Annotated in this window: 24 protein-coding genes and 1 tRNA gene; 16 read left to right on the top strand and 9 right to left on the bottom strand. The window is 64.1% G+C overall.

Features of this window, described 5'->3' with window-relative positions; all coding sequences use genetic code 11:
- Positions 1-303: 303 nt before the first annotated feature.
- The 7 genes from LMQ14_RS05950 to LMQ14_RS05920 all read right to left on the bottom strand — a co-directional run bounded on the left by LMQ14_RS05950 (position 304) and on the right by LMQ14_RS05920 (position 6,807).
- Positions 304-642 carry a P-II family nitrogen regulator gene (locus tag LMQ14_RS05950; RefSeq protein ID WP_267733869.1) on the bottom strand — a complete coding sequence of 113 codons (339 nt, stop codon included), beginning with the start codon at positions 640-642 and terminating at the stop codon, positions 304-306.
- Positions 643-646: 4 nt separating this feature from the next.
- Positions 647-2,062 (bottom strand): ammonium transporter, encoded by a 1,416-nt coding sequence (locus tag LMQ14_RS05945; protein ID WP_267733868.1) that lies wholly within the window; start codon positions 2,060-2,062, stop codon positions 647-649.
- A gap of 384 nt (positions 2,063-2,446) precedes the next feature.
- On the bottom strand, positions 2,447-3,217 hold the full coding sequence (locus LMQ14_RS05940) for a DUF427 domain-containing protein (protein ID WP_267733867.1): 771 nt from the start codon (positions 3,215-3,217) through the stop codon (positions 2,447-2,449).
- A 7-nt stretch (positions 3,218-3,224) separates the two neighbouring features.
- Positions 3,225-3,497 (bottom strand): DUF6295 family protein, encoded by a 273-nt coding sequence (locus tag LMQ14_RS05935; RefSeq protein WP_267733866.1) that lies wholly within the window; start codon positions 3,495-3,497, stop codon positions 3,225-3,227.
- Positions 3,498-3,509: 12 nt separating this feature from the next.
- Positions 3,510-4,265, bottom strand: a complete 756-nt coding sequence (locus LMQ14_RS05930; RefSeq protein ID WP_267733865.1) for a dienelactone hydrolase family protein — start codon at positions 4,263-4,265, stop codon at positions 3,510-3,512.
- A gap of 102 nt (positions 4,266-4,367) precedes the next feature.
- Positions 4,368-5,951: an esterase-like activity of phytase family protein gene (locus LMQ14_RS05925; protein ID WP_267733864.1), complete on the bottom strand. Its 1,584-nt coding sequence runs from the start codon at positions 5,949-5,951 to the stop codon at positions 4,368-4,370.
- A 61-nt stretch (positions 5,952-6,012) separates the two neighbouring features.
- Positions 6,013-6,807, bottom strand: coding sequence for a hypothetical protein (locus LMQ14_RS05920; protein ID WP_267733863.1), 795 nt, complete (start codon positions 6,805-6,807; stop codon positions 6,013-6,015).
- 96 nt (positions 6,808-6,903) lie between these two features.
- On the opposite strand from LMQ14_RS05920, the gene LMQ14_RS05915 reads away from it, so the two are divergent.
- The 3 genes from LMQ14_RS05915 (at position 6,904) to LMQ14_RS05905 (ending at position 9,648) form a co-directional block, all read left to right on the top strand.
- A complete protein-coding gene (locus LMQ14_RS05915; RefSeq protein ID WP_267733862.1) occupies positions 6,904-8,124 on the top strand; it encodes a class I SAM-dependent methyltransferase in 1,221 nt (406 codons plus the stop codon).
- 142 nt (positions 8,125-8,266) lie between these two features.
- Positions 8,267-8,596, top strand: a complete 330-nt coding sequence (locus LMQ14_RS05910; protein WP_267733861.1) for a DUF732 domain-containing protein — start codon at positions 8,267-8,269, stop codon at positions 8,594-8,596.
- A gap of 68 nt (positions 8,597-8,664) precedes the next feature.
- Positions 8,665-9,648 (top strand): class I SAM-dependent methyltransferase, encoded by a 984-nt coding sequence (locus tag LMQ14_RS05905; protein ID WP_267733860.1) that lies wholly within the window; start codon positions 8,665-8,667, stop codon positions 9,646-9,648.
- A gap of 21 nt (positions 9,649-9,669) precedes the next feature.
- Here LMQ14_RS05905 and LMQ14_RS05900 read toward each other — a convergent pair.
- Positions 9,670-9,743, bottom strand: a tRNA-Leu gene (locus LMQ14_RS05900).
- A 359-nt stretch (positions 9,744-10,102) separates the two neighbouring features.
- Between LMQ14_RS05900 and LMQ14_RS05895 the strand changes: the two genes are divergently transcribed.
- The 7 genes from LMQ14_RS05895 to kdpA (LMQ14_RS05865) all read left to right on the top strand — a co-directional run bounded on the left by LMQ14_RS05895 (position 10,103) and on the right by kdpA (LMQ14_RS05865) (position 17,454).
- A complete protein-coding gene (locus LMQ14_RS05895) occupies positions 10,103-11,038 on the top strand; it encodes a PE family protein (protein WP_267733859.1) in 936 nt (311 codons plus the stop codon).
- A gap of 63 nt (positions 11,039-11,101) precedes the next feature.
- Positions 11,102-12,259: a PPE family protein, SVP subgroup gene (locus LMQ14_RS05890; RefSeq protein ID WP_267733858.1), complete on the top strand. Its 1,158-nt coding sequence runs from the start codon at positions 11,102-11,104 to the stop codon at positions 12,257-12,259.
- Between the two features lie 160 nt (positions 12,260-12,419).
- Complete coding sequence (locus LMQ14_RS05885) at positions 12,420-12,716, top strand: WXG100 family type VII secretion target (protein WP_096289820.1); 297 nt, start codon at positions 12,420-12,422, stop codon at positions 12,714-12,716.
- 48 nt (positions 12,717-12,764) lie between these two features.
- On the top strand, positions 12,765-13,049 hold the full coding sequence (locus tag LMQ14_RS05880) for a WXG100 family type VII secretion target (RefSeq protein ID WP_066824871.1): 285 nt from the start codon (positions 12,765-12,767) through the stop codon (positions 13,047-13,049).
- A 249-nt stretch (positions 13,050-13,298) separates the two neighbouring features.
- Positions 13,299-14,072: a response regulator transcription factor gene (locus LMQ14_RS05875; protein WP_267733857.1), complete on the top strand. Its 774-nt coding sequence runs from the start codon at positions 13,299-13,301 to the stop codon at positions 14,070-14,072.
- Positions 14,069-15,577, top strand: a complete 1,509-nt coding sequence (locus LMQ14_RS05870) for a sensor histidine kinase (protein WP_267733856.1) — start codon at positions 14,069-14,071, stop codon at positions 15,575-15,577. Before LMQ14_RS05875 ends, LMQ14_RS05870 begins: the two co-directional genes overlap by 4 nt.
- 236 nt (positions 15,578-15,813) lie before the next feature.
- On the top strand, positions 15,814-17,454 hold the full coding sequence (gene kdpA, locus LMQ14_RS05865) for a potassium-transporting ATPase subunit KdpA (RefSeq protein ID WP_267733855.1): 1,641 nt from the start codon (positions 15,814-15,816) through the stop codon (positions 17,452-17,454).
- 119 nt (positions 17,455-17,573) lie between these two features.
- On the opposite strand, the gene LMQ14_RS28155 is transcribed toward kdpA (LMQ14_RS05865), so the two are convergent.
- Positions 17,574-18,143, bottom strand: a complete 570-nt coding sequence (locus LMQ14_RS28155) for a DUF6611 family protein (protein WP_324291111.1) — start codon at positions 18,141-18,143, stop codon at positions 17,574-17,576.
- Here LMQ14_RS28155 and LMQ14_RS05855 point away from each other — a divergent pair.
- The 6 genes from LMQ14_RS05855 to LMQ14_RS05835 all read left to right on the top strand — a co-directional run bounded on the left by LMQ14_RS05855 (position 18,133) and on the right by LMQ14_RS05835 (position 24,903).
- A complete protein-coding gene (locus LMQ14_RS05855) occupies positions 18,133-19,698 on the top strand; it encodes a DUF2254 domain-containing protein (protein ID WP_267733853.1) in 1,566 nt (521 codons plus the stop codon). The genes LMQ14_RS28155 and LMQ14_RS05855 overlap by 11 nt on opposite strands.
- Before the next feature lie 245 nt (positions 19,699-19,943).
- A complete protein-coding gene (locus tag LMQ14_RS05850) occupies positions 19,944-20,072 on the top strand; it encodes a hypothetical protein (RefSeq protein WP_267733852.1) in 129 nt (42 codons plus the stop codon).
- The gene (locus tag LMQ14_RS28150; RefSeq protein ID WP_324291110.1) at positions 20,069-20,158 is read left to right on the top strand and encodes a potassium-transporting ATPase subunit F; all 90 of its coding nucleotides are present in this window, start codon (positions 20,069-20,071) and stop codon (positions 20,156-20,158) included. The genes LMQ14_RS05850 and LMQ14_RS28150 overlap by 4 nt, the downstream gene beginning before the upstream one ends.
- A complete protein-coding gene (gene kdpA / locus LMQ14_RS05845; RefSeq protein WP_267733851.1) occupies positions 20,158-21,828 on the top strand; it encodes a potassium-transporting ATPase subunit KdpA in 1,671 nt (556 codons plus the stop codon). The genes LMQ14_RS28150 and kdpA (LMQ14_RS05845) overlap by 1 nt, the downstream gene beginning before the upstream one ends.
- On the top strand, positions 21,828-23,978 hold the full coding sequence (gene kdpB / locus LMQ14_RS05840; protein WP_324291109.1) for a potassium-transporting ATPase subunit KdpB: 2,151 nt from the start codon (positions 21,828-21,830) through the stop codon (positions 23,976-23,978). Before kdpA (LMQ14_RS05845) ends, kdpB begins: the two co-directional genes overlap by 1 nt.
- A 1-nt stretch (position 23,979) precedes the next feature.
- On the top strand, positions 23,980-24,903 hold the full coding sequence (locus tag LMQ14_RS05835; protein ID WP_267733850.1) for a potassium-transporting ATPase subunit C: 924 nt from the start codon (positions 23,980-23,982) through the stop codon (positions 24,901-24,903).
- The last annotated feature ends 6 nt before the right edge of the window (positions 24,904-24,909 follow it).

Here is a 24,909-nt window from a genome sequence, read left to right as displayed (position 1 = left end):
AAAATGCGCTGGTCTGCACGAAATTTTACCGGCCGAATTTCGGCACAAAAGCATCTAAATCGGCACTGTCGGCTAAATCACCGTGCGGCCTCAGGATCCGCTCAGGTGACAGTTACCGAGTATATACACGGCCACCCTCTAGCTAACAACGCTACTGCTGTTTAGCTTGATCAATGTTGGCTACAGCTAACCTTGTAGCAAACATCGAGTGAAAAGCAGGGTAAGAATTTATTAGGTTCACCGGGAAAAAGAGGGAAATGTCACATCTTTTCAATTGACCGTGTCGGCGGCGGAATTGGTTGCTCAAAGCGCGTTGTGGTCGCGTTCGCCGGTCCGGATACGGACCACGCTCTCGACCGGAGAAACCCAGACCTTGCCGTCGCCGATCTTTCCGGTGCGGGCGACGCCGATGATGGCATCAACGACTCGGGGGACAACCTCGTCGTCGACCACCACCTCGACACGGGCCTTGGGGACGAAATCGACCGCGTACTCGGCTCCGCGATAGACCTCCGTGTGCCCGCGTTGCCTGCCGTAGCCCTGGACCTCGGTGACGGTCAAACCAAGCACGCCGGCGGACTCAACGGCATGTCTGACGTCATTGATCGTGAACGGCTTGACGATCGCGGTGATCAGCTTCATGACGTCAACCATCCACTGGCTCAGCGGACTCGGAGGCCACCGCTTGCGCCCGAGATGCCACGAGCGAATCGACCCGGCGTCCGGTGACGAGCGCTTCGTCGGGGTAGGCCTCCTCGTCGTGCACTCCGATGTCGCCCGTTTCCAGGACCTCGTCGGGCAACCGCAATTTCATGAAGAGCCCAAGGACTTTCAAGATGACGAAGGTGACGAGTGCATCCCAGACGATCACCGTGGCCGCGGCACCCGCCTGGATCAATACCTGCTTCGGGTGATGCCCCCACAGCCAACCGGAGTAGGTCACGTCCTGCCCCCCGGCCCCACCGAGGTACACAACGACCTTGGGGTCGGCGAGCACCCCGACGAGCAGGCCGCCCGCCAAACCCGCCACGCCGTGGGTATGGAACACGCCGAGGGTGTCATCGACTTTCTGGAACAGCCTTGTCCTGCCAAGCCAATTCCACGACATCCAGACGAGCGACGAGGCGACGACACCGATGATCATCGCGCCGAAGGTGTTGACATAACCGGCCGCCGGGGTGATCGCGACAAGCCCGGTGATCATCCCGTTAATGGCGCCGAGGAACGTCGGCTTGCGCTGCTTGCTCGCGAAGATGTCCCAGAGCACCCAGGTGAGTAGCGCCACGGCGGTGGTGAGGTTGGTATTGATCACCGCCAGCGATGCGTCGGCGCCCGAGAAGTAGGGGTCCCCGCCGTTGAACCCATTCCAGCCCAACCACAGGACGCCGGCACCGACCGCCGCCATCGGAAGGTTGTTCGGCACAGCGCGTTCCCGGTCACGCGCTAGCCTCGGACCGATCACCGCGGCAGCGACGAATCCGGTTGTGCCGGCGGCGAGATGGATCACGTACCCGCCGCTGTAGTCCAGGGCGCCTGCCTGCGACCACCAGCCGCCGCCCCAGAGCAGGAATGCGTTGACCGAGTAGGCGAACGTCGACCACAGCGGCACGAAGATCAGCCACACCTTGAAGTTGATCCGACCGATCACGCTGCCCAGAAACAGCAATGGAGTAATGGCGGCGAACACGAACTGGAAGTACGCCAGCGTGGTCTCCGAGAAGCGGAATTTCGGCATGGTGCCGTCCAGCAGCGGGATCACGGCTTGCTCTTGGTTGTTGGTGCCGAGGATCGTACGAGGGATTCCGATCGCCGCGCGCAGGATGCCGGGGCCGAGCTTCAGCGGCTGACCAAAACCCATCTTGAAGCCCCACAGCACCCACACGACGAGCACCAGCGAAAAGCCGGTGAAGGCCATCAGCATGGTGTTGACGGCCCACTTCTTCTGGACGATCCCGCCGTACAGGACGGCGATGCCGGGAAGGCTCATCAGGCCGACGAGGGTCGCCGCCACCAACTGCCAGGCGTTGTCTCCGGGATTTAACCAATCTGGATAGGGCACCATGATTCAGACACACCCCAATTCGAGCCAGCCGGCCCATTGGAATCAGCTGCCGTGCGTATCACGTCATAACGGGTGGAAGCGTCGAACCTGAATGTTTCAGTGGCGTATTCAATGGTTTAAATATTCATTTCATTACGCTCAGCACGGGCAATCGCCCCTGGTGGAAGCCGATTTCAACCCAACTCGACCGGCAGCGGGTGACCAAATTGAGAAATGACTGGCGGTCACCTGTAATTTGGCTGGAATATCGCTGCGAATAAGCAGTCCGGCACTACCGACTAGCTAATTAGCTTAGCTGCTTTGCTACGAATCCGAGTTGACTTCTGCATTTGCATCAGGCGATGCCGCCGCGGCTAAGGACGGCGGATCCAGCCCACTCGGCGGCTAGCTGAACTGCGTGTTGGGTCGGGCGAGGCTCACACCGTCGACGGCGATGTCGAGTTTCTCGTTGTAGAACGCCACCAGGCCCGCGATCTGGCTGACCGCCGGCAGCGGAAAGTGATACGTCCACGCGAGATCCGCATGCACGGTGTCGCCGATGCGCACCGACCAGTAGCCGGAGGTCACCCCCTTGTACGGGCATTGGGTCTGAGTTGGGCTGGGCTCGAGATGTGCGAAGGAAACGTCGGTGGGATCGATGTAATACCTTGTCGGCAAACCGGTTTCGAAGAGCAGCACCGGCGATCCGGTGTCGGCCAGCACGACGCCGTCCAGCTCGACCCGGATGTGCCGGTGCGAGCGCAGCGCGTCGACCCGGGAGTACGGGTTGCGCGGGTGCACGTAGATGGGCTCGTCTTCCTCGAACCAGCGCAACGCATCCCATTCGAAGCGCACCGTGCCCGCGACGGGGCTGTCGCTGCCGGCATCGAACACCCGCGCGGCCGCCGCGTGCGTCTGTCCGGCGCCGACCAGGGAGTGCAGCCGCGACGGACCGAACTGCACCTTCTGCGGGTGGTTTTCGTCGCGCAGAAACTCGGGCCGTATATCGGCCAGCGGCACGTAATACGCCGGGTAATAAGGGATTTCCCACACATAGCGAGCCGCGGTCGTATCGAAGACCAGCTCGTCGCCCAGGAAACCCCGGACCCGTCGCGGCACGGGCTCGACGCGGCCCCGCTCCGCGGCCGTCTGAGGGTAGTCATGCTCGGTCGTCATGGCTCGCCTACTGGTCCTTGGACGCGAGACCGGCCGGCGCGTTCGCGATCGCCTTGTGGATGGCGTCGGCCAACGCCAGCGCACTTTCCTCGGTGAGTTCCAGCGCGACCCGCGCCGACGGACCGAGCTCCGGATTGATCACGTCGATATTGACCGTGTGGGTGTAGGGCGCGTGCACGGCGTGGTCGACGTAGACGGTCGCACGGTGGGCGCCGAACCACCCCGCCGGGCCCTTGCCGCTGCCGTCGATCTCGACGTGCTCGGTGAGATGTGTGCACATGGCTTGCTGCACCTAGCCTTTCAGATGAGTAGCGAAGAACTCGTCGATGCGGCGCCAGCCGTCCACCGCGGCCTCGGGCCGATACGCAGGCCGATCGACCGAGAAGAACGCGTGGCCCGCACCGTCGTAGGTGTGGAACTCGTGCGGCTTGTCCAGCTTGGTCAGCTCGGCGTCCAGCGCGGCCACCCCGGCGGGCGTCGGGAACACGTCGTCGGCCCCGAACAGGCCCAGCAGCGGGCAGCTCAGGTTCGGCGCCAGGTGCAGGATCGGTTTCATGGCCTTGGGCATTCCCTCCCGGACATCCTCGACGACGCGGCCGCCATAGCAGTCCACCGCGGCGTCGAACGGCAGCGAGCAGGCGGCCAGGTAGGCATGCCGCCCACCCGAACAGTGACCGATGACGCCGAACTTTCCATTGGCGCCGGGCAACGACCGCAGGTGCTCGACGGCGCCCGCGACGTCGCCGACCAAGCGCTCATCGGGCACTCCGCCCGCCGCGCGCACCGCCGCGGCGGCGTCGTCGGGAGCGGCGCCCGGCGCCTCCCGGGAGTACAGGTTCGGCGCCACCGTGTGGTAGCCGCTCACCGCAAGCCGGCGAACGAACTCCTTGGTTTCCCGGTCGTATCCGGGCATGTGATGGATCCAGACGACTGCACCTCGCGATCCGTCGGCGAGTGGCATCGCGCGATAGGCCTCGATCTCATCTCCGCCGTGGCCGGTGATGGTGATCGTCTCCGCGCGAATGGCATCAGGGCTGACCGCATTCATCGAGATGCTCCTTGCTGGGCCGCAATCGAGTGCGGAGCGCGTGCGGCTTGTCGGGGGTGTGCGCCCGCCGGAAACCAACGTATCCGAACTTCGGCTCGGGGCTCAGCCGACCTTGATCGGGATCGTCTCGGCTTCCATTGTGGGGGGCAGCTTTCCCATGTCGACCGTCAGAATCTCGCCGCTGTCCTGAGCGCCGTTGGGCTGCAACTTGGGCTTGAGCGCAAACGGCGGAGTGGTGGAAGCCAGCCCGTCCAGCCCGAAATCGCTGTCGTTGGCAATGAATAGCGTCTTTCCGCCGTCCGGGGTGATGATGCCTTCGAGCTTCGCGTGACCGAAGAAGCTGCCGGCGGCCGAGAGCGAACCCAGCAGGTCGGTGAGATCAAGCTTGAGCTTCTTGCCGGTGACCGTGATCCCGGCGCCGCTGAGTTTGTCGGTGGCCGCCTCGACCCCACTGATCCCGACAAAGGTTTCGATCGGAACATTGTTGATCAGCAGGCCGCCGCGGTCGGCCTGATAGCTCGTCCCGGACACCTTCGCCCTGGGGCCGACATCGGTGGCTCCGGAGATGTCGGCCAGGTAGATCTTCTTATTGCCATTGGGCTGCGGCTCGCCGTCCAGCTCGTCGATCAGGAACGTGGTGTTGCTGACCGCGGTGATTTCCGAGACCGCGACCTTGGTCTGCTGTGGGTTGGCCAGCGGGTAGAGGTACTCGTGCACGTCGCTGCGGTTGCCGAGTCTGATCGTCACGATGCGGGTGATCGGGACCGAGGTCGACGGACCGACCAGTCCCGGAGTCTGCAGCGCAGATTGCATGACGGCGACCAGCGTCGTGCCGTCGGGGGTCAGGGTCAGGCCCTCCAGCCCCTGGTTCGGGCTGCGCAGCGACAGCTCCTTGGGCAGCGTTCCGTCGAACGGCGAAAGGCGTTCCAGCTCTTTGCCGTTGGCGTCGAAGTGGACGATGAACGGGCCGTATTCGTCGGAAACCCAGAACGTGCCGTCGGGCAAGGCGACCAAGCCTTCGCCGTCCAGGCCGTGATCGGACGGCGGTAACGGCGCGCCGTTGATGTCGACCGCGGACTCCCCGAAGCTGGCCAGCGGGGGGGACAGCCCGACCAAGGGCACCCCGTCCTTGCCCGCCAGCGTGATGATCCGCTCCACCGACGCCACCCCGTTGTCGAGCTTCAGCTTGGCGATCTGTGGGTGGAAATCCGGTATGGGAAAGACGATTTCGTTCGGTGTCCGCCCTGCAACGTTGGGACCGCGGTCGGTCAGGCCGTAAATCTCGTTGGAGCTACCGGGAACCGGGGCGATTGCCGAACCATGCGCGTTGGCCTGGATGGCAACACCTCCGATGGTGGTCAGGGGCGGCAGGTTCTCGGTATAGAGCTTGACGCTGGGGGTGCTGGTGAGGTGGAGCTGGTCGGTGCCGGTGAACCCGGCATCCGGGGTGTAGATCATCGCGCCGTTGGCGCCGTAGGTGATGGTGCCGTGCTCGGGCTTGGCGTACGCCACCGGCGTATCGCCCTCCGTCGCGGCCAGCATCTGATCCGGGGTGATGGTCAGCGCCTTGCCGGCGGGCGTGCTGAACTCCGGCTTAGCGCCTGACCCGGAATGGCCCGACGAGCAGGCCGCCACCGTGACGAGCACGGTGACGGCAGCGACTGGCCAGATCCTCTTGGATGCCATGCAATCGACCTAACAAGTGGAAGTTGTCTCGTTGGTGAATGTCACGCGAGCAGCCGTCGCGCTAACCCTTCTTATCGCGCACCTTGTACGACGAGGGCCACGACTTGCGCGACTCGTCGCCGGTCAGCGGGGTTCCCATCCCCCCGACCTTCACGTTGTACGCCTCCTTGCCCGGGCCGACCTCGCGATTGGCGTGTTCCTGGGCAAGGTAGTACAGCTCATCGATGGTTGCTTCGTCGTAGGCGACGAACGAGGTTTCCCGGGCGAGGTCGTCGATCCCTTCGAGCATCCGATCCGGGACATACCGTGACGCCAGCGCCGCCGCACCCAGCAATGAGTACGGAATGACCCAGTAGCAGATGAACAGCAGCGGGGTCTTGGTGTCGAGGATGGTGGCCGCTTGTCCCCCGAACTCCTCCAGGACCGGCGGAATCGCGGACGATACCGTCATGCCGGCGAACGCGGCGATCCAGATCCAGGACAACACGTCGGTGATCCGGTCGAACAGCGGGGTCTTGACCACATCAGGAGGCTGCTCGGCCGCGGCGAATTCGCGCACGAACGACTTGCCGACCAGCTGCCCGACGAGGGCCACCAGGAAGATCCCGCAGCTACTCAGCGGCTGTATCCACTGGCGCATGAACGTCTCGCTGAGCGTGAACGTCAGAACCGTCAGCACCGCGAAAGTGGCTACCGCCCCGATCTCCAGGGTGCCGCCCGACTTACCCAGTGCGCGCCCGATCAGAAACGCGGCGACGGCTATCGCAAGCGCGACCACCACCGCGGTCTTGAAAGGAACGTTGCCAACCAGCACCCAGTAGATAAGCCACGGCGCGAATCCAAAGAGCATGCCCACGGTGGGCCAGTGTATGAGTTGCCGCCTTCTACGATCGCGCGCACCACCGCATCGCGTCGTGCGGCAACCCAGCAAAGCCATTACATTGCGTCTGTAGTGAACGACGATCCGCGCGACGACGTGGTCTCCCGGCAATACGATCGGTGGCAGTACCCGCCCCCCATTGACGACCTCGAGGCCTACTCGAAGAACAACTGGGAGTGGTTCGACCCGTACTGGGCGCACCGGGTGTTGTGGCCGGACCGGGCCTACCGGCCCGACCTGGACATTCTGATCGCGGGGTGCGGCGCCAACCAGGCCGCGGTGTTCGCCTTTACCAACCGTGCCGCCAAAGTCGTGGCGATCGATGTCAGCCAATCGGCACTGGACCATCAGCAGTATCTGAAGGACAAGCACAGCCTGGACAACCTGGAATTGCGCTTACTTCCGATCGAAGAGGTGTCGGCGCTGGGCCGCGACTTCGACCTGATCGTGTCCACCGGTGTGCTGCATCACATGGCCGATCCGTTGACCGGCATGACGGCGCTGGCGAGCTGCCTGCGACGCGAGGGTGCGATGGGGGTCATGCTGTACGCCAAATACGGCCGGATCGGGGTCGACCTGCTCGAGTCGGTCTTTCGTGACCTAGGACTGTCCCAGGACGACGCGTCGGTCCAAGCGGTCAAGGACATCATCGCGGTGCTGCCCGCGGATCATCCCGTCCGAAGTTACTTGGCGGTGGCCCGCGATCTACAGACCGACGGCGCGCTCGTCGATACCTTCCTGCACGGTCGCCAGCGCAGCTACACCGTCGACGACTGCCTCGATCTCGTCGCCGCGGCGGGGCTCACATTTCAGGGATGGTTCCACAAGTCGCCGTATTATCCGCACGAAATCTTCACGCCAGCAAGCAAATTCGGAAACTATCTGGCGAAATTGGCCGAACCCGAATTGTGGTCGGTGATGGAACGGCTGCAGACCGTGAATGCGACACATTTCTTCCTGGCCTGTCGTCCGGACCGTCCGAAAGAGCAGTACACGATCGATTTCAGCACCAACCAGGCTCTTGACTACGTCCCGATGTCGCGCACCGCGTGCCAGTTGTCCGAAGCCGACCTCCTGGGGCCCGGCTATCGGGTGCGGCTCGGCCCGGCTCAGCTGCCCTTCGCGCAGCTCGTCGACGGCCGTCGCAGCATCCGGGAGATCGCCGCCGGCGTTGCGCAGCGCGGCGGTGGCAGCACCGGCGAGGCGGAGGACTTCGCGCGCAAGCTTTTTCAGGAACTGTGGCGGCTGGACTTCCTCGCGATGGCCCTCGGCGCGAGTGAGCATGAAACGTAATGGGTTGCGCTGAGCCGTATCTCGTGCCAAAAGCCGGAGGAAGTTTGGCACCGGCGGATACCGGTAAATCCGTTGCCGAGACATAATGTCACGAGGAAGTTAGGCTTTTGGTCCTGCACGATGCACAACAAGGAGTCGACGAATGAAGAACACGGCATGGTTGGCGGGCCCGATCGCTGCCGTGGTGACCGGTTTTGTTGCCATCGCCGCCGCCCCGATCGCGAACGCCGACGGGGCAGATGACACGTTCCTGCACGCGCTGCAGGCGCGTGGGCTGTCCTGGCCCGCCGGCCAGGACCAGATGATGATCAATGCCGGCCACGCGGTGTGTCAGGACTTCGATGCCGGGGACACGATGGCCCAAACCGTCGACGATGTGAAGAAGGCGCTCGGGGTGAGCAACACGGGCGCGGGCAGCATCATCGGTACGGCGATCAACGTCTACTGTCCGGGAAACCGCAGCAAAGAGTAGGCAGCCAACCGGCAATCACGGGGACGTAATCCCACTTCCGCCGGACGGCTGCGGGCTAAGGTGAACTTGTGCTCGCCCTGGACTCGATGGTCCGCGAAAATCTTTTCATCTGTCCGCGCTGCGCCCACTCGGTGCGCTCCGAAGCCGGTTCGTGGCGATGCGCCAACGCATCCTGTCGGTACGCCGACGAGCCATTCCCGGTCGTGGCCGGGGTACCGGCCCTGGTCGATTTCGAGCACAGCGTGGTCGATGCCGGCCGGTTGCGGGCTTCCGAGGGCGCTTCGAACGTCCGCCGGTGGGGACTCAACCGCGCATTGCGCGCGCTGGTACACCCGGCGAACACCACCGCTGCCGCCAGTGTGGCTCGGATGCGGGAGCTGCTGCGGGCCGACGCTGCCACGACCGGGCGGCGGCCCCGGATTCTGGTGATCGGGGGCGGCTCGAAGGGCGACGGCTTGGCGGAGCTCTACGCGGATCCGGATGTCGATCTCATCTCCTTCGACATCTACGCCAGCCCGTCGGTCCAGTTCATCGGCGACGGCCATGCGATCCCGCTGGCCGACGGCTCCGTCGATGGCGTTGTCATCCAGGCGGTACTGCAGTACCTGCTCGAGCCCACGGTGGTGGCAAAGGAGATCCACCGGGTGCTGAGTAGCCGGGGAATCGTGTACGCCGACTCGCCATTCATCCAGCAGATCTGCGAGGGCCCGTACGACTTGACGCGTTTCACCGACAGCGGGCAGCGCTACTTATTCCGCTGGTTCGAACGCATCGACTCCGGGAGTGTGGCCGGTGCGGGCACCGCGTTGCGATGGTCGATCGACTATTTCGTCCGGGCCCTGACTCGGTCCCGCCGGCTCGGCAGGCTCGCGATGCTCTGCTTCTTCTGGCTCAGCTGGACGGACCGCATGCTCGACCCGCGGCACACGATCGACGGCGCCTGCAGCGTGTTCTTCCTCGGCCGCAGGAGCGAGACCTCGATCACCGAGGCCGACATCATCGACTACTACCAGGGCGGGATGGCGGGAATCCCCCCCGACGATCGAGACTGACGAACGCCGGCCGACGTACCGTGCCCCCAGTCGGACTCGAACCGACACTGGGCGGATTTTAAGTCCGCTGCCTCTGCCAATTGGGCTATGGGGGCCCCGGCGGCGAATCTAGCGCGCGGGATCGAGGTCCGGGACACCGCGTCCCACCCGAATGTGGCCGAGTTCGGGGCGTGCGCGCGAGCCACACTTCGCGTAAGATCCGCGCGCCGCGCGCCTTAGCGCTGTTCGGCCCTCAGCCGCAGATGACACGGCCATGTCGGCCACTAGGACCTTGTTAAAACTGCCGGCGTCGGCGTTAAAACGCCGTAAACGCCCGTCACCCACGCCCTTTCGATCGGGAAGTTGGTCAGTGGGGAAATTAGCCTTACGCCAGTACACAGGGGCTCGTACGCCACCACACAGGGTCGACTCAGCACATTGGGTCGACATGTTTCGAACACCAGAGGAGCAATGGATGTCATTCCTGACAACAGTGACTGAAGAGTTGCTTGCCGCACAGGGTCAGCTGGAAGGGATCAACGCCAACCTGGCGGCTCAAAACGCGGGCGCCGCGGCCGCGACCACGGTCGTCGCTCCGGCCGGCGCCGATTCGGTTTCGCTTCAGCAAGCGGCGATTTTCTCGGCGTTCGGCACCTCGTATCAGACGACCGCCGGCGAGGCTCAGACCCAGCTGGAGACGTACACGACCAACCTGGGCACGAGCTCCAACAGCTACAGCGACGCCGAGGCGACCAACGCTTCCCAGGCCCTGCTGCAGTCGGCCGACCCGTCGCAGATGAGCCTTCTGGCGGATCCGATTTCGCAAGTCCAGGCTCCCGGCCCGGGCAGCACCGCCCTCGACTGGCTGCAATACCTGCTCGGTGGCACCGGTAACTACACCAACCCGACGATGCTCGGTGGGATCTTCGGCCTGTCCGGTAACAGTGCCAACATCTTGAACATCGGTGCCGGCAACTGGGCTTCGGCCGCATCGAACCTGGTCGGTATGGCCGGTGGTGGTCTGCTTCCCGCCGGTGCCGACACGATCGGCGACGCCGCCGCCGCCGCGGGCGCCGCGGACCTCGCCGCCTCGACTTCCCCCATGCCGGCCGGCATGGCCGGAATGGGTGGCGTGATGCCGGTGACCGCGGGCCTCGGCCAGGGCACCCTGGTCGGCAACCTGGCCGTGCCGCCGAGTTGGGTCGGCGGTCAAGTCACCCCGGTGGTGGGCGCCACCGCCACGCCGCTGCACACCGTGGGCTGGACCGGCGCTGCGCCGCAGGCCGCCACGGGCACACCCATGGCCGGCATGCCCGGCATGGTCACGGGCGCGGGACGCGCCTCCAGCGGCTTCGGTGCGCCGCGCTACGGCGTCAAGCCGATCGTCATGCCGAAATTGACGGCCGTCTAGACCGCGGCACCGACCCAACTCACACATTCGAACCGATTAGAGGAGCGGACACAAAAAATGGTTATGGACTTTGCAGCATTACCTCCGGAGATCACCTCGACGCTCGTGTGGACCGGCCCGGGCTCGGCACCGTTGATGGCCGCCGCAACCGCGTACGCCAACCTGGCCGCCGAGGTGAGCACCACGGCAACGTCGTGGGAATCGATCATCACGACGCTGACGACCGATGCATGGACGGGTGGTGGGTCGTCCGCGGCCGCGACCGCGGCACAGCCGATCGTGACGTACCTGACCGACACGGCGGCCGCCCTCGAGCAGGCGAGCTCCGCGGCCGCATCGTCGGCGGCAGCTTTCGAGGCGGCGTATGCCGGGGTGGTGAGCCCGGCGCTCGTCTTCACCAACCGCGCGGAGTTCGCCGCCGCACTCGCGGCGGTCCCGTTCAGCCTCCCGCAGCTCATGGAGTTGGAGGTCGAGTACAACGAAATGTGGGTGCAAGACGCCACCGCCATGAGCGCGTACCAGGCCGCCTCGGATGCGGCGGCGGGGATCTTGCAGCCGGTGACACCGCTGGCGTCGACCGTCGACCCGGCGGGTCCTGCCCTGGAGGACGCCAACAGCCTGTTCCAGGCGGCGGATTTGCAGTCATTGGCCGACGCGCTACAGATCACCGGACCGCCCTTTGCCAGCAACAACATCTTCCAGTCGATCGATGGCTTCCTCGGCACCCCGGCCGTCTTCAACGCGATCAACGGTGCGGTCAACACCGCGGCGTGGTTCAGCATGATCACCATCCCGACGGCTGTTTCGCTGGGCCACGTGTTTGCCGGCGCCGCGGTGCCCGCGGCCGCGGTCAGCGACGTGGTGCCCGCCGGTGCCGGCGGCGTCATCGAAGGCTCCGTGGTCAGCTCGGTGTCGCCGATGGCGGGTGCGGGCGCGGGTGGCTTGGGCAGCGCGGCGCGGGCGAGCCTCGGTGGGGCGTCCACCGTCAGCCGTCTCTCGGTGCCGGCCAGCTGGGCGGCGAACGCTGCCCCGGCGACAGAGCTGGCGGCAGCGACCGCACCGCTCGAGGGCTCGGGCTGGACCGCCGCGACCGAGGAAGCCTCGGTCATGGGTGCGCCCGGCATGCCCGGAATGGTGGCGGGAGCCAAGGGCGCCGGCGCCTACGCCGGGCCGCGGTACGGCTTCAAGCCGATCGTCATGCCCAAACAGGTTGTGGTGTGACAGGCCAAAATAGGGGTCACATGTCACGCGTTGGAGGCTGGCAGTTAACCGCTAGGCCGTAATCTATCCGCTGCGCGGCTACCACCGCGCCCAGACCAATCACCAAAACTTCCATCAAATCGAAATTGAAGGCGTCACCCGAAAAAAGGAGAAAGGCAACATGGCAACACGTTTTATGACCGACCCGCACGCGATGCGTGCGATGGCGGGCCGTTTTGAGATGCACGCGCAGACGGTGTCGGATGAGGCTCGCAAGATGTGGGCGTCGTCGATGAACATCGCCGGTGCGGGCTGGAGTGGTCAGGCTCAGGCGACGTCTTACGACACGATGGGTCAGATGAACCAGGCGTTCAACAACATTGTCAACATGCTCCACGGCGTGCGTGACGGGCTCATCCGTGACGCCAACAACTACGAGACGCAAGAGCAGCACTCGCAGCAGATCCTCAGCCAGTAGCCGCGAAAAACCAAAGCAACCCAAAACTTTTAAGGGAGGAATCAGACAATGTCGATCAATTACCAGTTCGGAGATGTGGACGCGCACGGCGCCCTCATCCGCGCCCAGGCCGCTTCGTTGGAAGCCGAGCACCAGGCCATCGTTCGCGATGTGCTGGCTGCCGGTGACTTCTGGGGTGGCGCCGGTTCGGTGGCGTGCCAGGAGTTCATCACCCAGTTGGGTCGTAACTTCCAGGTGATCTACGAGCAGGCCAACCAGCACGGGCAGAAGGTGCAGTCCGCGGGCAACAACATGGCCAGCACTGACAGCGCCGTCGGGTCCAGCTGGGCCTGACACCCCTCGTTTCAAACGGGGCCGCACACCGATTGGTGTGCGGCCCCGTTGCATGTGCGGGACCAGCTGCCGTGGCGCCCTTTTCGTCACCCTGATTTTGTGCCCGCGTCATTGCGCGAACGAAAATCGTTGGAGCACAGCAATATTTGCGACCACGTCCGCGCGGCACCGGATCCGAGGCTTCGGAAGATTTGAGAAGTCTATGAACTCCGTGACAACCGCATATGTGCTTTGCGAGAATTCAAGAACATGACCGTAATGTCGGGATACGCCGGTAGCCAGCGACCGCGTCAAGCCATCCTTGGGCAGCTGCCCAGAATCTACCGTGCCGACGGGTCACCGATCCGGGTTTTGCTGGTGGACGACGAGCCGGCGCTGACCAATCTGGTCAAAATGGCTCTGCACTACGAGGGCTGGGTCGTGGAGATCGCCCACAACGGACGCGAAGCGCTGGCCAAGTTCGACCGGGTCACGCCCGACGTGCTGGTCCTCGACATCATGCTTCCCGACATGGATGGCCTGCGTATTCTGCAGCGGATCCGCGAATCCGATGTCTATACCCCCACCCTGTTTTTGACCGCGCGCGATTCGGTCATGGACCGGGTCACCGGCCTCACCGCGGGCGCCGATGACTACATGACCAAGCCGTTCAGCCTCGAGGAACTGGTCGCCCGACTCCGCGGGTTGCTGCGCCGGTCCAGCCAGTTGTCCCCGCCGGCCGCCGAGGCGCTCAAGGTTGGCGATCTTCGACTGGACACCGCCAGCCGCGAAGTCACCCGTGACGGCACGCCGATATCGCTGTCGTCGACCGAGTTCGAATTGCTGCGTTTCCTGATGCGCAATCCGCGCCGCGCGCTGAGCCGCACCGAAATCCTGGACCGCGTCTGGAATTACGACTTTGCCGGGCGCACCAGCATCGTCGACCTCTACATCTCGTATCTGCGAAAGAAGATCGACTCCGGCCGGGAGCCGATGATCCACACCGTCCGAGGTGTTGGATACATGCTGCGGCCGCTGGAATGACGGACCAGCGCAACACGCCTTTCTGGTTGCCCCGGTCGCTGCGCCGCCAATTGCTGATAGGCGTATTGGGTGTTGTCACAGTGGTATTGGTGTCCGTCGGCGTGGTCTCGGTGCTCAGCCTGCGCGGCTACGTCACCGCGCTCAGCGACGCCGATGTCGCCGAATCCCTCGATGCGTTGAGCAACTCATACACCCGATACCGCAACGGCGAGCACACCTCGGCGCACCGTGGCACTCCACCGATAGACCAGGCGATGCTGGAATTCACCGGGCAAACACCGGGCAACCTGATCGCCGTGGTGCACAACGGCACCGTGATCGGCACCGCGGTGTTCTCCGAGGACCAACCGAAACCCGCCCCGCCCGACGTCATCCACGCGATCGAATCGCTGCCCTGGGCCGACGCGCCACCTCGTACCGTACGGCTCGGCAGCCTGGGCGCCTACCGCGTCGACAGCCGCACCGAAGGAGCCGACGTGCTGATCGTCGGGATGTCGGTGAAGCTGGCCGACCAGATCATGGCCCGCAAATACGTCACCACCAGCCTGCTGATCGCGGCCGCCCTGGTGATCACCGCCGGGCTCACCGTCTGGGTGGTCGGCTACACACTTCGGCCGTTGCGCCGGGTCGCAGCGACCGCCGCGGAAGTCGCCGCGATGCCACTCACTGGCGACGACCACCGGATCCACGTCCGGGTCCGGCAGGAGGACACCGACCCCGACAACGAGGTCGGGATCGTCGGACACACGCTGAATCGGTTGCTGGACAACGTAGATAGCGCGCTGGCGCATCGTGTCGATTCCGACATGCGCATGCGGCAGTTCCTCGCCGACGCCAGCCACGAGCTGAGAACGCCGCTGGCGGCGATTCAGGGCTATGCCGAGCTGACCCGCCAGGACAGTTCGGCGTTACCACCGACTACCGAGTACGCCCTGGCACGCATCGAGTCCGAGGCACGCCGGATGGCCTTGCTCGTCGAGGAGCTGCTGCTGCTCTCGCGCCTGGGCGAGGGTGAGGACCTGCAGAACGAAGACGTCGACCTGGCCGACCTGGTCATCAACGCGGTGAACGACGCCGCGGTCGCGGCGCCGACGCACCATTGGCTCAAAGACCTGCCGGAGGAACCGGTCTGGGTCCGCGGGGATCATGCCCGGCTGCATCAACTGGTTAGCAATCTGCACAGCAATGCCGGGTTACACACGCCGCCCGGCGTCACGGTGACCACCGCAATCACCTGCCACCGCAGCGATCCCAGCGCACCGCATGTCGAACTGACCGTTGCTGATGACGGACCCGGCATCGACGCGGATCTGCTCCCCCGGCTGTTCGAGCGATTCGTCCGTGCGAACACCTCCCGGTCCGACGGGTCCGGCATCGGACTGGGCCTGGCCATCGTCAGTTCGATCGTCAAGGCCCATCACGGCTCGGTCAGTGCCGAATCCGCCAACGGCCGAACGGTCTTCCGGGTGCGGCTGCCGATGATCGATAGTCCGGGCACCGGGTAGCGGTTAACCGGCCGGATCGCGAGTCTCCTTGCGTCCGTTCGAAAACGAATGTTTCCGTGACCGCCGGCGCGAAAATCGATCAAGATGTCGTCAACGAGGGCCACGATGACGTAGGAATTGCGTAAAAGGCCGGCATCTCTTGGCCACCACGCGCTGTATCTTCTCCTCCGAGAGCCCGGCTCTGAACTAAGGAGCGTGCCATCGGTAATCCATCCCAGTGGCCAATGGCGGCCTGGATGCAGGCGGCGACCGTTGCCGTCTTGGTCGTGATCCTGCACGTTCCTCTAGGCGACTACATGGCCAGGGTCTATGCCGATGCCCGGCATTGGCGTCTCGAAAAGTTGTGCTACCGGCTCATTGGGGCAGAACCAGACGACCAGCAGCGGTGGACGAAATATTGCACATCTGTTCTGGCGTTCTCCGCCATCAGCGTGCTGTTCCTGTACGGACTGCTGCTCGTGCAGACGCGGCTGCCCGAGCCGTGGGGGCACAAGGGCATGACGCCCGCGCTGGCGTTCAACACCGCAATCTCGTTTGTCACCAACACCAGTTGGCAGAACTATTCCGGCGAAGCCACACTCGGCCACGTCGGGTTGCTCGCCGGACTAGTCGTCCAGGCGTTCGCCAGCTGCGCTGTCGGAATGTGTGTCGCGGTGGTGTTGATCCGAGGACTTTCGCGCTACCGGAGCGAGGAAATCGGCAACTTCTGGGCCGACCTGGTGCGCACTGTCGTGCGCATCCTGATTCCACTGTCGATCTTCGTCACGGTGCTCCTGCTTACGCTCGGGGTGGTCAACAATTTGCATGGCGCACAAGGCATCACGACGCTGGCGGGCAACAGCCAGATCCTTCGCGGCGGCCCGGTGGCCACCTGGGAGTCCATCAAACTGATGTCGGGTGACGGGGGTGGCGCTTTCAATGTCAACAGCGCCCACCCGTTCGAGAATCCAACACCGCTGACCAACGTCGTGGAAGTCGTTGCGATGCTGCTGATTCCGGTCTCATTCATCAGAACTTTTGGGGTGATGGTCGGCGACAAGAGACAGGGTTGGGCGCTATTTGCCTCAGCAGCAATATTATTCGCGATTGGCACCGCCGCGCTCATCGTTGCGGATGTCGTGACAAACGGCACCGTGATTCACGCCGTTGGAGCCGCGACTGAAGGCACCGAGGCCCGCTTCGGCGTGCCGGGCAGTGCCATGTTCGGCCAGGTGGCGACCGCCACCGGCGACGGTGCAGCCAACTCCTCGTACGACAGTTACGCGAGCGTGGGCGGAGCGGTGCTGATGCTGAACATGATGCTTGGCGAAGTCGCACCCGGCGGTGCGGGAAGCGGGCTTTACGGCCTGCTGATGATGACCCTGCTCGCAGTGTTCCTCGGCGGCCTGATGATCGGACGGACACCGGAATACCTCAAGCAGCGGCTAGATTCTCGTCACATGAAGCTCATCGGCTTCTACATATTGACGCTGCCCGCGGTGGTTCTTACGGGAACCGCGGTGGCCATGGCGCTTCCCGGTGAGCGCGCCGCCATGCTCAATGCAGGGCCCCACGGGCTCTCTGAGGTGCTATACGCGTTCACGAGCGCCGCGGCCAACAACGGCAGCGCCTTCGCCGGCTTTTCCGGCAACACTATCTGGTACAACATCGCCCTGGCCCTGGCAATGGCCATCGGCCGGTTCTTGCCAATCATCGTCGTGCTCGCGATCGCCGGGACCTTCGCGGCCCAGCGGGCCGGCGTCATCACCGCGGGAACACTTGGCACGCATACTCCGACGTTTGTTTTCCTCATCGTCGGAGCGACCTTGATCATCGTCGGGCTGGAGTATCTGCCCGCGCTGGCGCTCGGCCCTGCGGCTGACGCAGTGCTGAGATAAGCGATTACAACCAATCCCCATTGATGACGCGGCCCCGTGACAACGGGCTGCGGTCCCGCCGAGAGTGCGCCGCAAGGTGCCGTGAAATGCCGTCGGCGTCGGAAATCTGCGACAGCACATCAGACATGGATCGCCTCGAGACGCTCGTAGGCTTCCCGCCAAATCGCCTCATGCTCGCCCGATGAGATCGCACCCGCCCTAAGCAACCGGTCGGCGCGGGTCAGCATGGCGACGAGCGTTAGACCTTCGACATACCCGTGTAGTTCACGAGCGTCGGCAGCTTGGGGCATCAGGGCGATCGACAGCGACCTGACTTGCACGCGGGTCGGTCCGGCCGCCAGGAAAAGCAAAGCCCCGATGGTTACGTAGCAGGCGACGGCGAACGCAAGCACCGTGTCGGGCGAGGCGGCCACGTAGCCGAGCAGCACCATCGCGACCAACCCGAGCGCGGCGCCACTTATCGGCCATCCCCGCCATAGCTGAGCCAACTGCCGATCGGCGACGCTGCTTCCGGGCGGGTAGATGACCAACCGAAAGTGCTGAACCCCATATCGGCCGACCGTGGCAACAAACGATCCCCACGGGTGGGCGCCGCCGAGCAGCCGCGACCACCACCTCGGCGTTGAAAGTTCCGCTTTTGTCGTCGGGACCGTAGCGGGTTGAGCAATTCGGTCGCGCGTGTCGTGCATAAAGCCAGATGTACGCCTTCCGCACGGAGCGCGCTTTGGTCCAAACAGCATCCATACGCGCGTTGCGCAGACATTTACGGAACTTTTTCGAACAGTCGACCCGGCGGCGCTGGAATTTGCGTTTATCGGGGCTGGTCAGTTAGATAACCGCCGTGGGAGTGAACGCTGCGCTGTGCGTTCGCCAGCGGCTGCGCGTGATGTGATGCCGAGCCCGCGTCTGGTGTGGCCAGAGTGGCGGCGAGAAGAGCTGCGGACCAATTTGTGGTTGGTCCCGGCGATGGTGATACTCGGAGCGATCGGCCTTTTCGGGCTGACGCTGTGGTTGGACCGGACCGCTTACCAGGGTGAATTCCGGCCTCCGGGTTGGGTAATCAGCGGGACGGCCGATGCCGCGCGTCAGATTTTGACCTCTATTGCCGCGTCGGTGATCACCGTCGTCGGCATCGTCTTTTCAATCACAATCGTGACCTTGACGCTCGCGTCGACGCAGTTCGGTCCGCGGATGCTGCGAAACTTCATCCGCGACCGCGGCACCCAGCTCACGCTGGGAGCGTTCGTGGCAACGTTCGTTTATTGCATCGTGACGCTGGTGTCGATCGGACTCGGAGATCGCGGCGAATTCGTGCCCCACATCTCGATCACAACTGCTTTCGGCCTGGTTCTCATCGATGTCATGGTTCTGATCTACTTCATTCACCACATCGCCACCCAGATCCAGCTGCCGCAGGTAATCGCCGGTATCGCCAAAGATCTCGCGCGTGCGGTGGCGATACAGAGTGAGGACCAACCGAAATTCGCGACGCGAAATCCTGCGGAAGGCCCTTCGCTCGATGAACTGCTCGGCAGGATTGAAACCGCCGGCAGCGTCATACCCACGCCCAAGAGCGGCTATCTGCAATTCATCCGGCATCAGACGCTGGTCCGCGTCGCCGCCCAAGCCGACGCGGTGATCCGGCTCCCATATCGCCCGGGACATTTCCTGGTTGAAGGCCGTGAGCTGGCCAGCGTGTGGCCTGCGAGCGCCGCCGAGCAAGTGGCCGACTATCTGGCGCGGGCCCAGGCAACCGGGCCGCATCGCACGCTGACCCAGGACGTCGCCTTCGGCGTCGATCAGCTCGTCGAGATCGCGATCCGCGCACTATCGCCGGCCGTCAACGACACCTTCACCGCACTGACGTGCATCGACTGGCTCGGCGACTGTTTGTGCAAGATCGCACCGATTTGGGCGCCGACCCAAGTTCATCGCGACCGCCGCGGAGTCATTCGTGTCATCTCCGATCAAGTGAGCTACGAGCGGCTGGTGCAACGATCGTTCGAGAAGATCCGGCAGGCCGGCCGCGGCATGCCAGCGGTGCTGATCCGCCAACTCGATGCGTTAACGACAATCATGGAACAAACGATCGACCCGCAACGTGCCGAAGTCCTAATGGATCAAGCAGCCATGATCCAGCGTGTGAACGTGGAATCGGTTCCCGAACAGTCTGACCGCGCCGACGTCGAACGCCGTTACGTCGCATTGCTGGGCATTCACGAAAAGCTCTGTCGCGATTCGTGATTGGTACGACGGACCGCGCGTGGCGGTTCGCTCTGACGGCGGTCGAGCGGGGCGAGGCCACACGGCGCGTGGGGAAGCGATCCCACGCCTGAGCAAAGGCATCCGGTTCGAACATAGTGGCGTAAAAGAAACGCAAAGGTGCACTGCCGCGCCGTTAGGAAAGCGTCAACCAAAGGCCCTTCCGAACTGGCGCCACTTAGGTTCAAGCTGACCTTGCCTCCGAGGACTGCGCTGTGGCTAACTCGATGAGGTCTTTTCGTATGCACGCGGTCGCGCGGAACGGAGACAAGATGGGCGTGTTGATATTCATCGTGCTCACGGTGGCGGTATTCGCCGTGCTGGGTCTGGTGCAGAAGTTGGTCGAGCGGCTGTGAGCTACGAAAACATAATCGGCTTGGTACTTTCCATCGTTCTCGCCCTGTTTCTGGGGTGCGCCCTGTTGTTCCCGGAGAGGTTCTAGTGAGCACAACGGCAGCGGGACTGATCTTCCTCCTCCTTCTCGTCGCGGCACTGGTGGCGGTACATGTGCCGTTGGGCGACTACATGTATCGGGTGTACGCGGCCGAGAAGGATTCCTCCGTCGAGCGCCTGATCTACCGGCTGATCGGTGTCGATTCCCGCTCCGAGCAGACGTGGGGTGCCTACGCCCGAAGTGTGTTGGCGTTCTCGTCGATCAGCATTCTCTTTCTGTTCGTGTTCCAACTCGTGCAGGACAAGTTGCCGTTGCATCTGCACGATCCGGCCACCAAGATGACGCCGGCGCTGGCGTGGAACACCGCTGTCAGCTTCGTCACCAACACCAACTGGCAGGCTTACTCCGGCGAATCAACGCAGGGGCATCTGGTGCAGATGGCCGGGCTGGCGGTGCAGAACTTCGTCTCGGCGGCCGTCGGCATGGCAGTGGCAGTGGCGTTGGTGCGCGGATTCGTCCGCAGACGCACCGGGGATCTGGGGAACTTCTGGGTCGACCTGGTGCGCGGCACCCTGCGCATCCTGCTGCCGATCGCGATCATCGGCGCGATCGTGCTGGTCGCCGGAGGAGCGATCCAGAACTTCCACCTCCACGACCAGGTGGTGAACACCCTCAACGGCACCCAACAGACGATTACCGGCGGCCCGGTGGCCAGCCAGGAAGCCATCAAGGAGCTCGGCACCAACGGCGGCGGCTTCTACAACGCCAATTCCGCGCACCCGTTTGAGAACCCGAATGCGTGGACGAACTGGCTGGAAATCTTCCTGCTACTGGTGATCAGCTTCTCGCTGCCGCGCACGTTTGGGCGCATGGTGGGCAGCAAGAAGCAGGGCTATGCGATCGCCTCGGTGATGGCCTCGCTGGCTCTCATCAGCGTGACGTTCATGCTGTGGTTCCAGTTGCAGCATCATGGCACCGTGCCGACCTCCGTCGGAACCGCTATGGAGGGAGTCGAGCAGCGGTTCGGCGTCGCCGATTCGGCGGTGTTCGCCGACGCGACGACGCTCACCTCGACTGGCGCGGTCGACTCGTTCCACGACTCCTACACCAGCCTCGGCGGCATGATCACGATGTTCAACATGCAGCTCGGTGAGGTCGCCCCCGGCGGCACCGGATCTGGCCTGTACGGCATGTTGATCCTGGCCGTGATCACAGTCTTCGTCGCGGGCCTGATGGTCGGGCGCACTCCTGAATACCTCGGGAAGAAGATAAACCCGCGCGAAATCAAGTTGGCCGCAAGCTATTTCCTCGTCACACCGCTGATCGTGCTGACTGGAACCGCGATTGCGATGGCATTGCCGGGCGAACGCGCAGGCATGCTGAACACCGGCCCGCATGGGCTGTCAGAGGTCCTGTACGCCTTCACTTCCGCCGCCAACAACAACGGGTCGGCATTCGCCGGAATCACCGTCAATACCGACTGGTACAACACCGCCCTGGGGCTGGCCATGGTGTTCGGCAGGTTCCTGCCCATCGTGCTGGTGCTCGCGCTGGCCGGCTCGCTGGCCAAGCAGGGCACTACGCCGGAATCGGCAGGCACCCTGCCCACCCACCGGCCACAGTTCGTCGGAATGGTCGCCGGCGTCACGCTGATTCTCGTTGCCCTCACCTTCCTGCCCATGCTCGCGCTCGGGCCTCTCGCTGAAGGAATCCACTGATGACCGTGATCACCCCCGATTCGGCTGCCGAAACGCAGGCCGCGACCCCCGTCAGTACGAAACGGGTGCAGGGCGGCTTGCTCGACCCGAAGATGCTGTGGAAGTCAACGCCGGATGCGTTGCGCAAACTCGACCCGCGCACACTGTGGCGCAACCCGGTGATGTTCATCGTCGAAATCGGCGCAGCCTGGAGCACCGTGCTGGCGATCGTCAGCCCGACCTGGTTCGCGTGGTTGACCGTGATCTGGCTCTGGCTGACCGTGCTGTTCGCCAATCTCGCGGAAGCGGTGGCCGAGGGCCGCGGCAAGGCGCAGGCCGAAACGCTGCGCAAGGCCAAGAGCGACACGGTGGCCCGGCGGCTCAGGAATTGGCAAGCCGGCACTCCGGGTGTCGAGGAAGAAGTGGCCGCACCGCTGCTGCAGCAAGGCGACGTTGTCGTCGTGGAGGCCGGGCAGGTGATACCCGGTGACGGCGATGTGGTGGAAGGCATTGCGTCGGTGGATGAATCGGCGATCACCGGCGAGTCGGCGCCCGTCATTCGCGAATCCGGCGGCGACCGCTCGGCGGTCACCGGCGGCACCACCGTGCTGAGCGACCGGATCGTCGTGAAAATCACCCAAAAACCCGGGGAAAGCTTCATCGACCGGATGATCGCGCTCGTCGAGGGCGCCAACCGGCAGAAGACCCCCAACGAGATCGCACTGAACATCCTGCTGGCCGCGTTGACAATCATCTTCGTCTTTGCCGTCGCGACCCTGCAGCCGCTGGCGATCTACTCCAAGATGAACAACCCGGGTGTGCCAAACACCGAGGCGCTCAACACAAACGGCGTCACCGGAATCGTGATGGTGGCACTGCTGGTCTGCCTGATCCCGACCACGATCGGCGCACTGCTGTCCGCGATCGGCATCGCCGGCATGGACCGGCTCGTGCAACGCAACGTGCTGGCGATGTCCGGGCGTGCGGTGGAAGCCGCCGGCGACGTGAACACACTGCTGCTCGACAAGACGGGCACCATCACGCTGGGTAACCGGCAAGCTGCCGCCTTCATCCCCGTCGACGGCGTCACCAATGAGCAGCTGGCCGATGCCGCGCAGCTGTCCAGCCTGGCCGACGAGACGCCGGAAGGCCGTTCGGTCGTCGTGTTCGCCAAACAGCACTTCGGGCTGCGCGCACGCACACCCGGCGAGCTCGCACATGCCCACTGGGTTGAATTCTCCGCCACGACAAGGATGTCCGGCGTCGACCTGGACGGTCATCTGCTCCGCAAGGGCGCGGCCAATTCGGTCGCGGAATGGGTACGCGGCAACGGCGGTGAGGTATCACACCAACTCGGCGAGATCGTCGACGGTATCTCGGCCAGCGGCGGCACCCCGCTGGTCGTCGGGGAAATCCGCGACGGCGAGGCGGCCGTGCTGGGAGTAATCCACCTCAAGGACGTCGTCAAGCAAGGGATGCGTGAGCGCTTCGACGAGATGCGCAAGATGGGTATCCGGACGGTGATGATCACCGGCGATAACCCATTGACCGCCAAAGCAATTGCCGACGAGGCCGGGGTCGACGACTTCCTCGCCGAGGCGACGCCCGAGGACAAACTCGCGCTGATCAAGCGCGAACAAGCGGGCGGCAAACTGGTCGCGATGACCGGTGACGGCACCAATGACGCGCCGGCTCTGGCTCAGGCCGATGTGGGCGTGGCGATGAACACCGGCACCTCGGCCGCCAAAGAGGCCGGCAACATGGTCGATCTCGACTCCGACCCCACCAAGCTCATCGAGATCGTCGAGATCGGTAAGCAGTTGCTGATCACCCGCGGAGCGCTGACCACCTTTTCGATCGCCAACGACATCGCGAAGTACTTCGCGATCATTCCGGCAATGTTCGTGGCACTGTTCCCCGGGCTGGATCTGATCAACGTGATGCGGTTGCACAGCCCACAGTCGGCGATCCTGTCCGCGGTGATTTTCAACGCGGTCGTCATCGTCGCCCTGATCCCGTTGTCGCTGCGGGGTGTGCGCTACACGCCGAGCAGTGCGTCAAAACTGTTGAGCCGCAACCTATATATCTACGGGCTTGGCGGCATCGTCGCCCCATTCATCGGGATCAAGCTCATCGACTTGATCATCCAATTCGTCCCAGGGATGTCCTGACATGAAGTTTTCGAATTTCCTCCGCGTGCACTGGGCGGCCTTCCGTGCGCTGCTGGTGATGACCGTCATCACGGGACTGGCCTATCCGGTCCTCATCTGGCTGGTCGCACAGATCCCCGGCTTGCACGACAAAGCCGAAGGATCGATTCTGACCGCCAACGGCAAACCGGTCGGCAGCAAGCTGATCGGTCAGCTGTTCACCGACAAGGACGGCAACCCACTGCCGCAGTACTTCCAGAGCCGCCCCTCGGCGGCCGGCACCGGCTACGACCCGACCTCGACGAGCGCGAGCAACCTTGGGCCGGAAAGCGTCGTCGACACACCCGCCGATCCGGCACAGCTGGCTGCCGGCAAGTCCGCCTCGGACGCCGGATTCAAGCCAGGCCTGCTGACGCAGGTGTGCACGCGCAGCGCCGCCGTGGGTCAGCTGGAGGGTGTGGACGGTTCGCGTCCGTTCTGCACCGGCGGCGGCGTGGGTGCGGTGCTCGCGGTGATCGGTTCCCGCGACGCCCGCGGAAACGTCAGTCACCCGACCCAGGTGATCAGCATCAACGAGCCATGCCAGACGACGCAGACGCCGTTCTTGACCAGCTACCAGGGCGTTCGGGTCGAATGCGCGAAGTACGGCGAGGACTATTCGCTCGGCCAGATTGTGCCCATCCGCGGGGCGGCACCTGCCAGCCCGGCCGTGCCCGCCGACGCGGTCACCGCTAGCGGCAGCGGTCTGGACCCGAATATCTCGCCGGCCTACGCCGATATCCAGATCGCCCGCGTGGCCAAAGCTCGCCATGTCAGCCCCGATCAGATTCGGGCGGTCCTCGCCGCGTACCGCGACGGCCGTGCCCTGGGATTTCTCGGCGAACCCACGGTCAACGTGCTGCAGCTCAATCTGCAACTCGACCGCAAATATCCGGTATCGAGCTAATGACAG

The sequence above is a fragment of the Mycobacterium sp. Aquia_213 genome, from assembly GCF_026625985.1.
Lineage (GTDB): Bacteria > Actinomycetota > Actinomycetes > Mycobacteriales > Mycobacteriaceae > Mycobacterium.
Note: the sequence above shows the minus strand (reverse complement) of the source record. Positions and strands in the feature narration are given on the sequence as shown.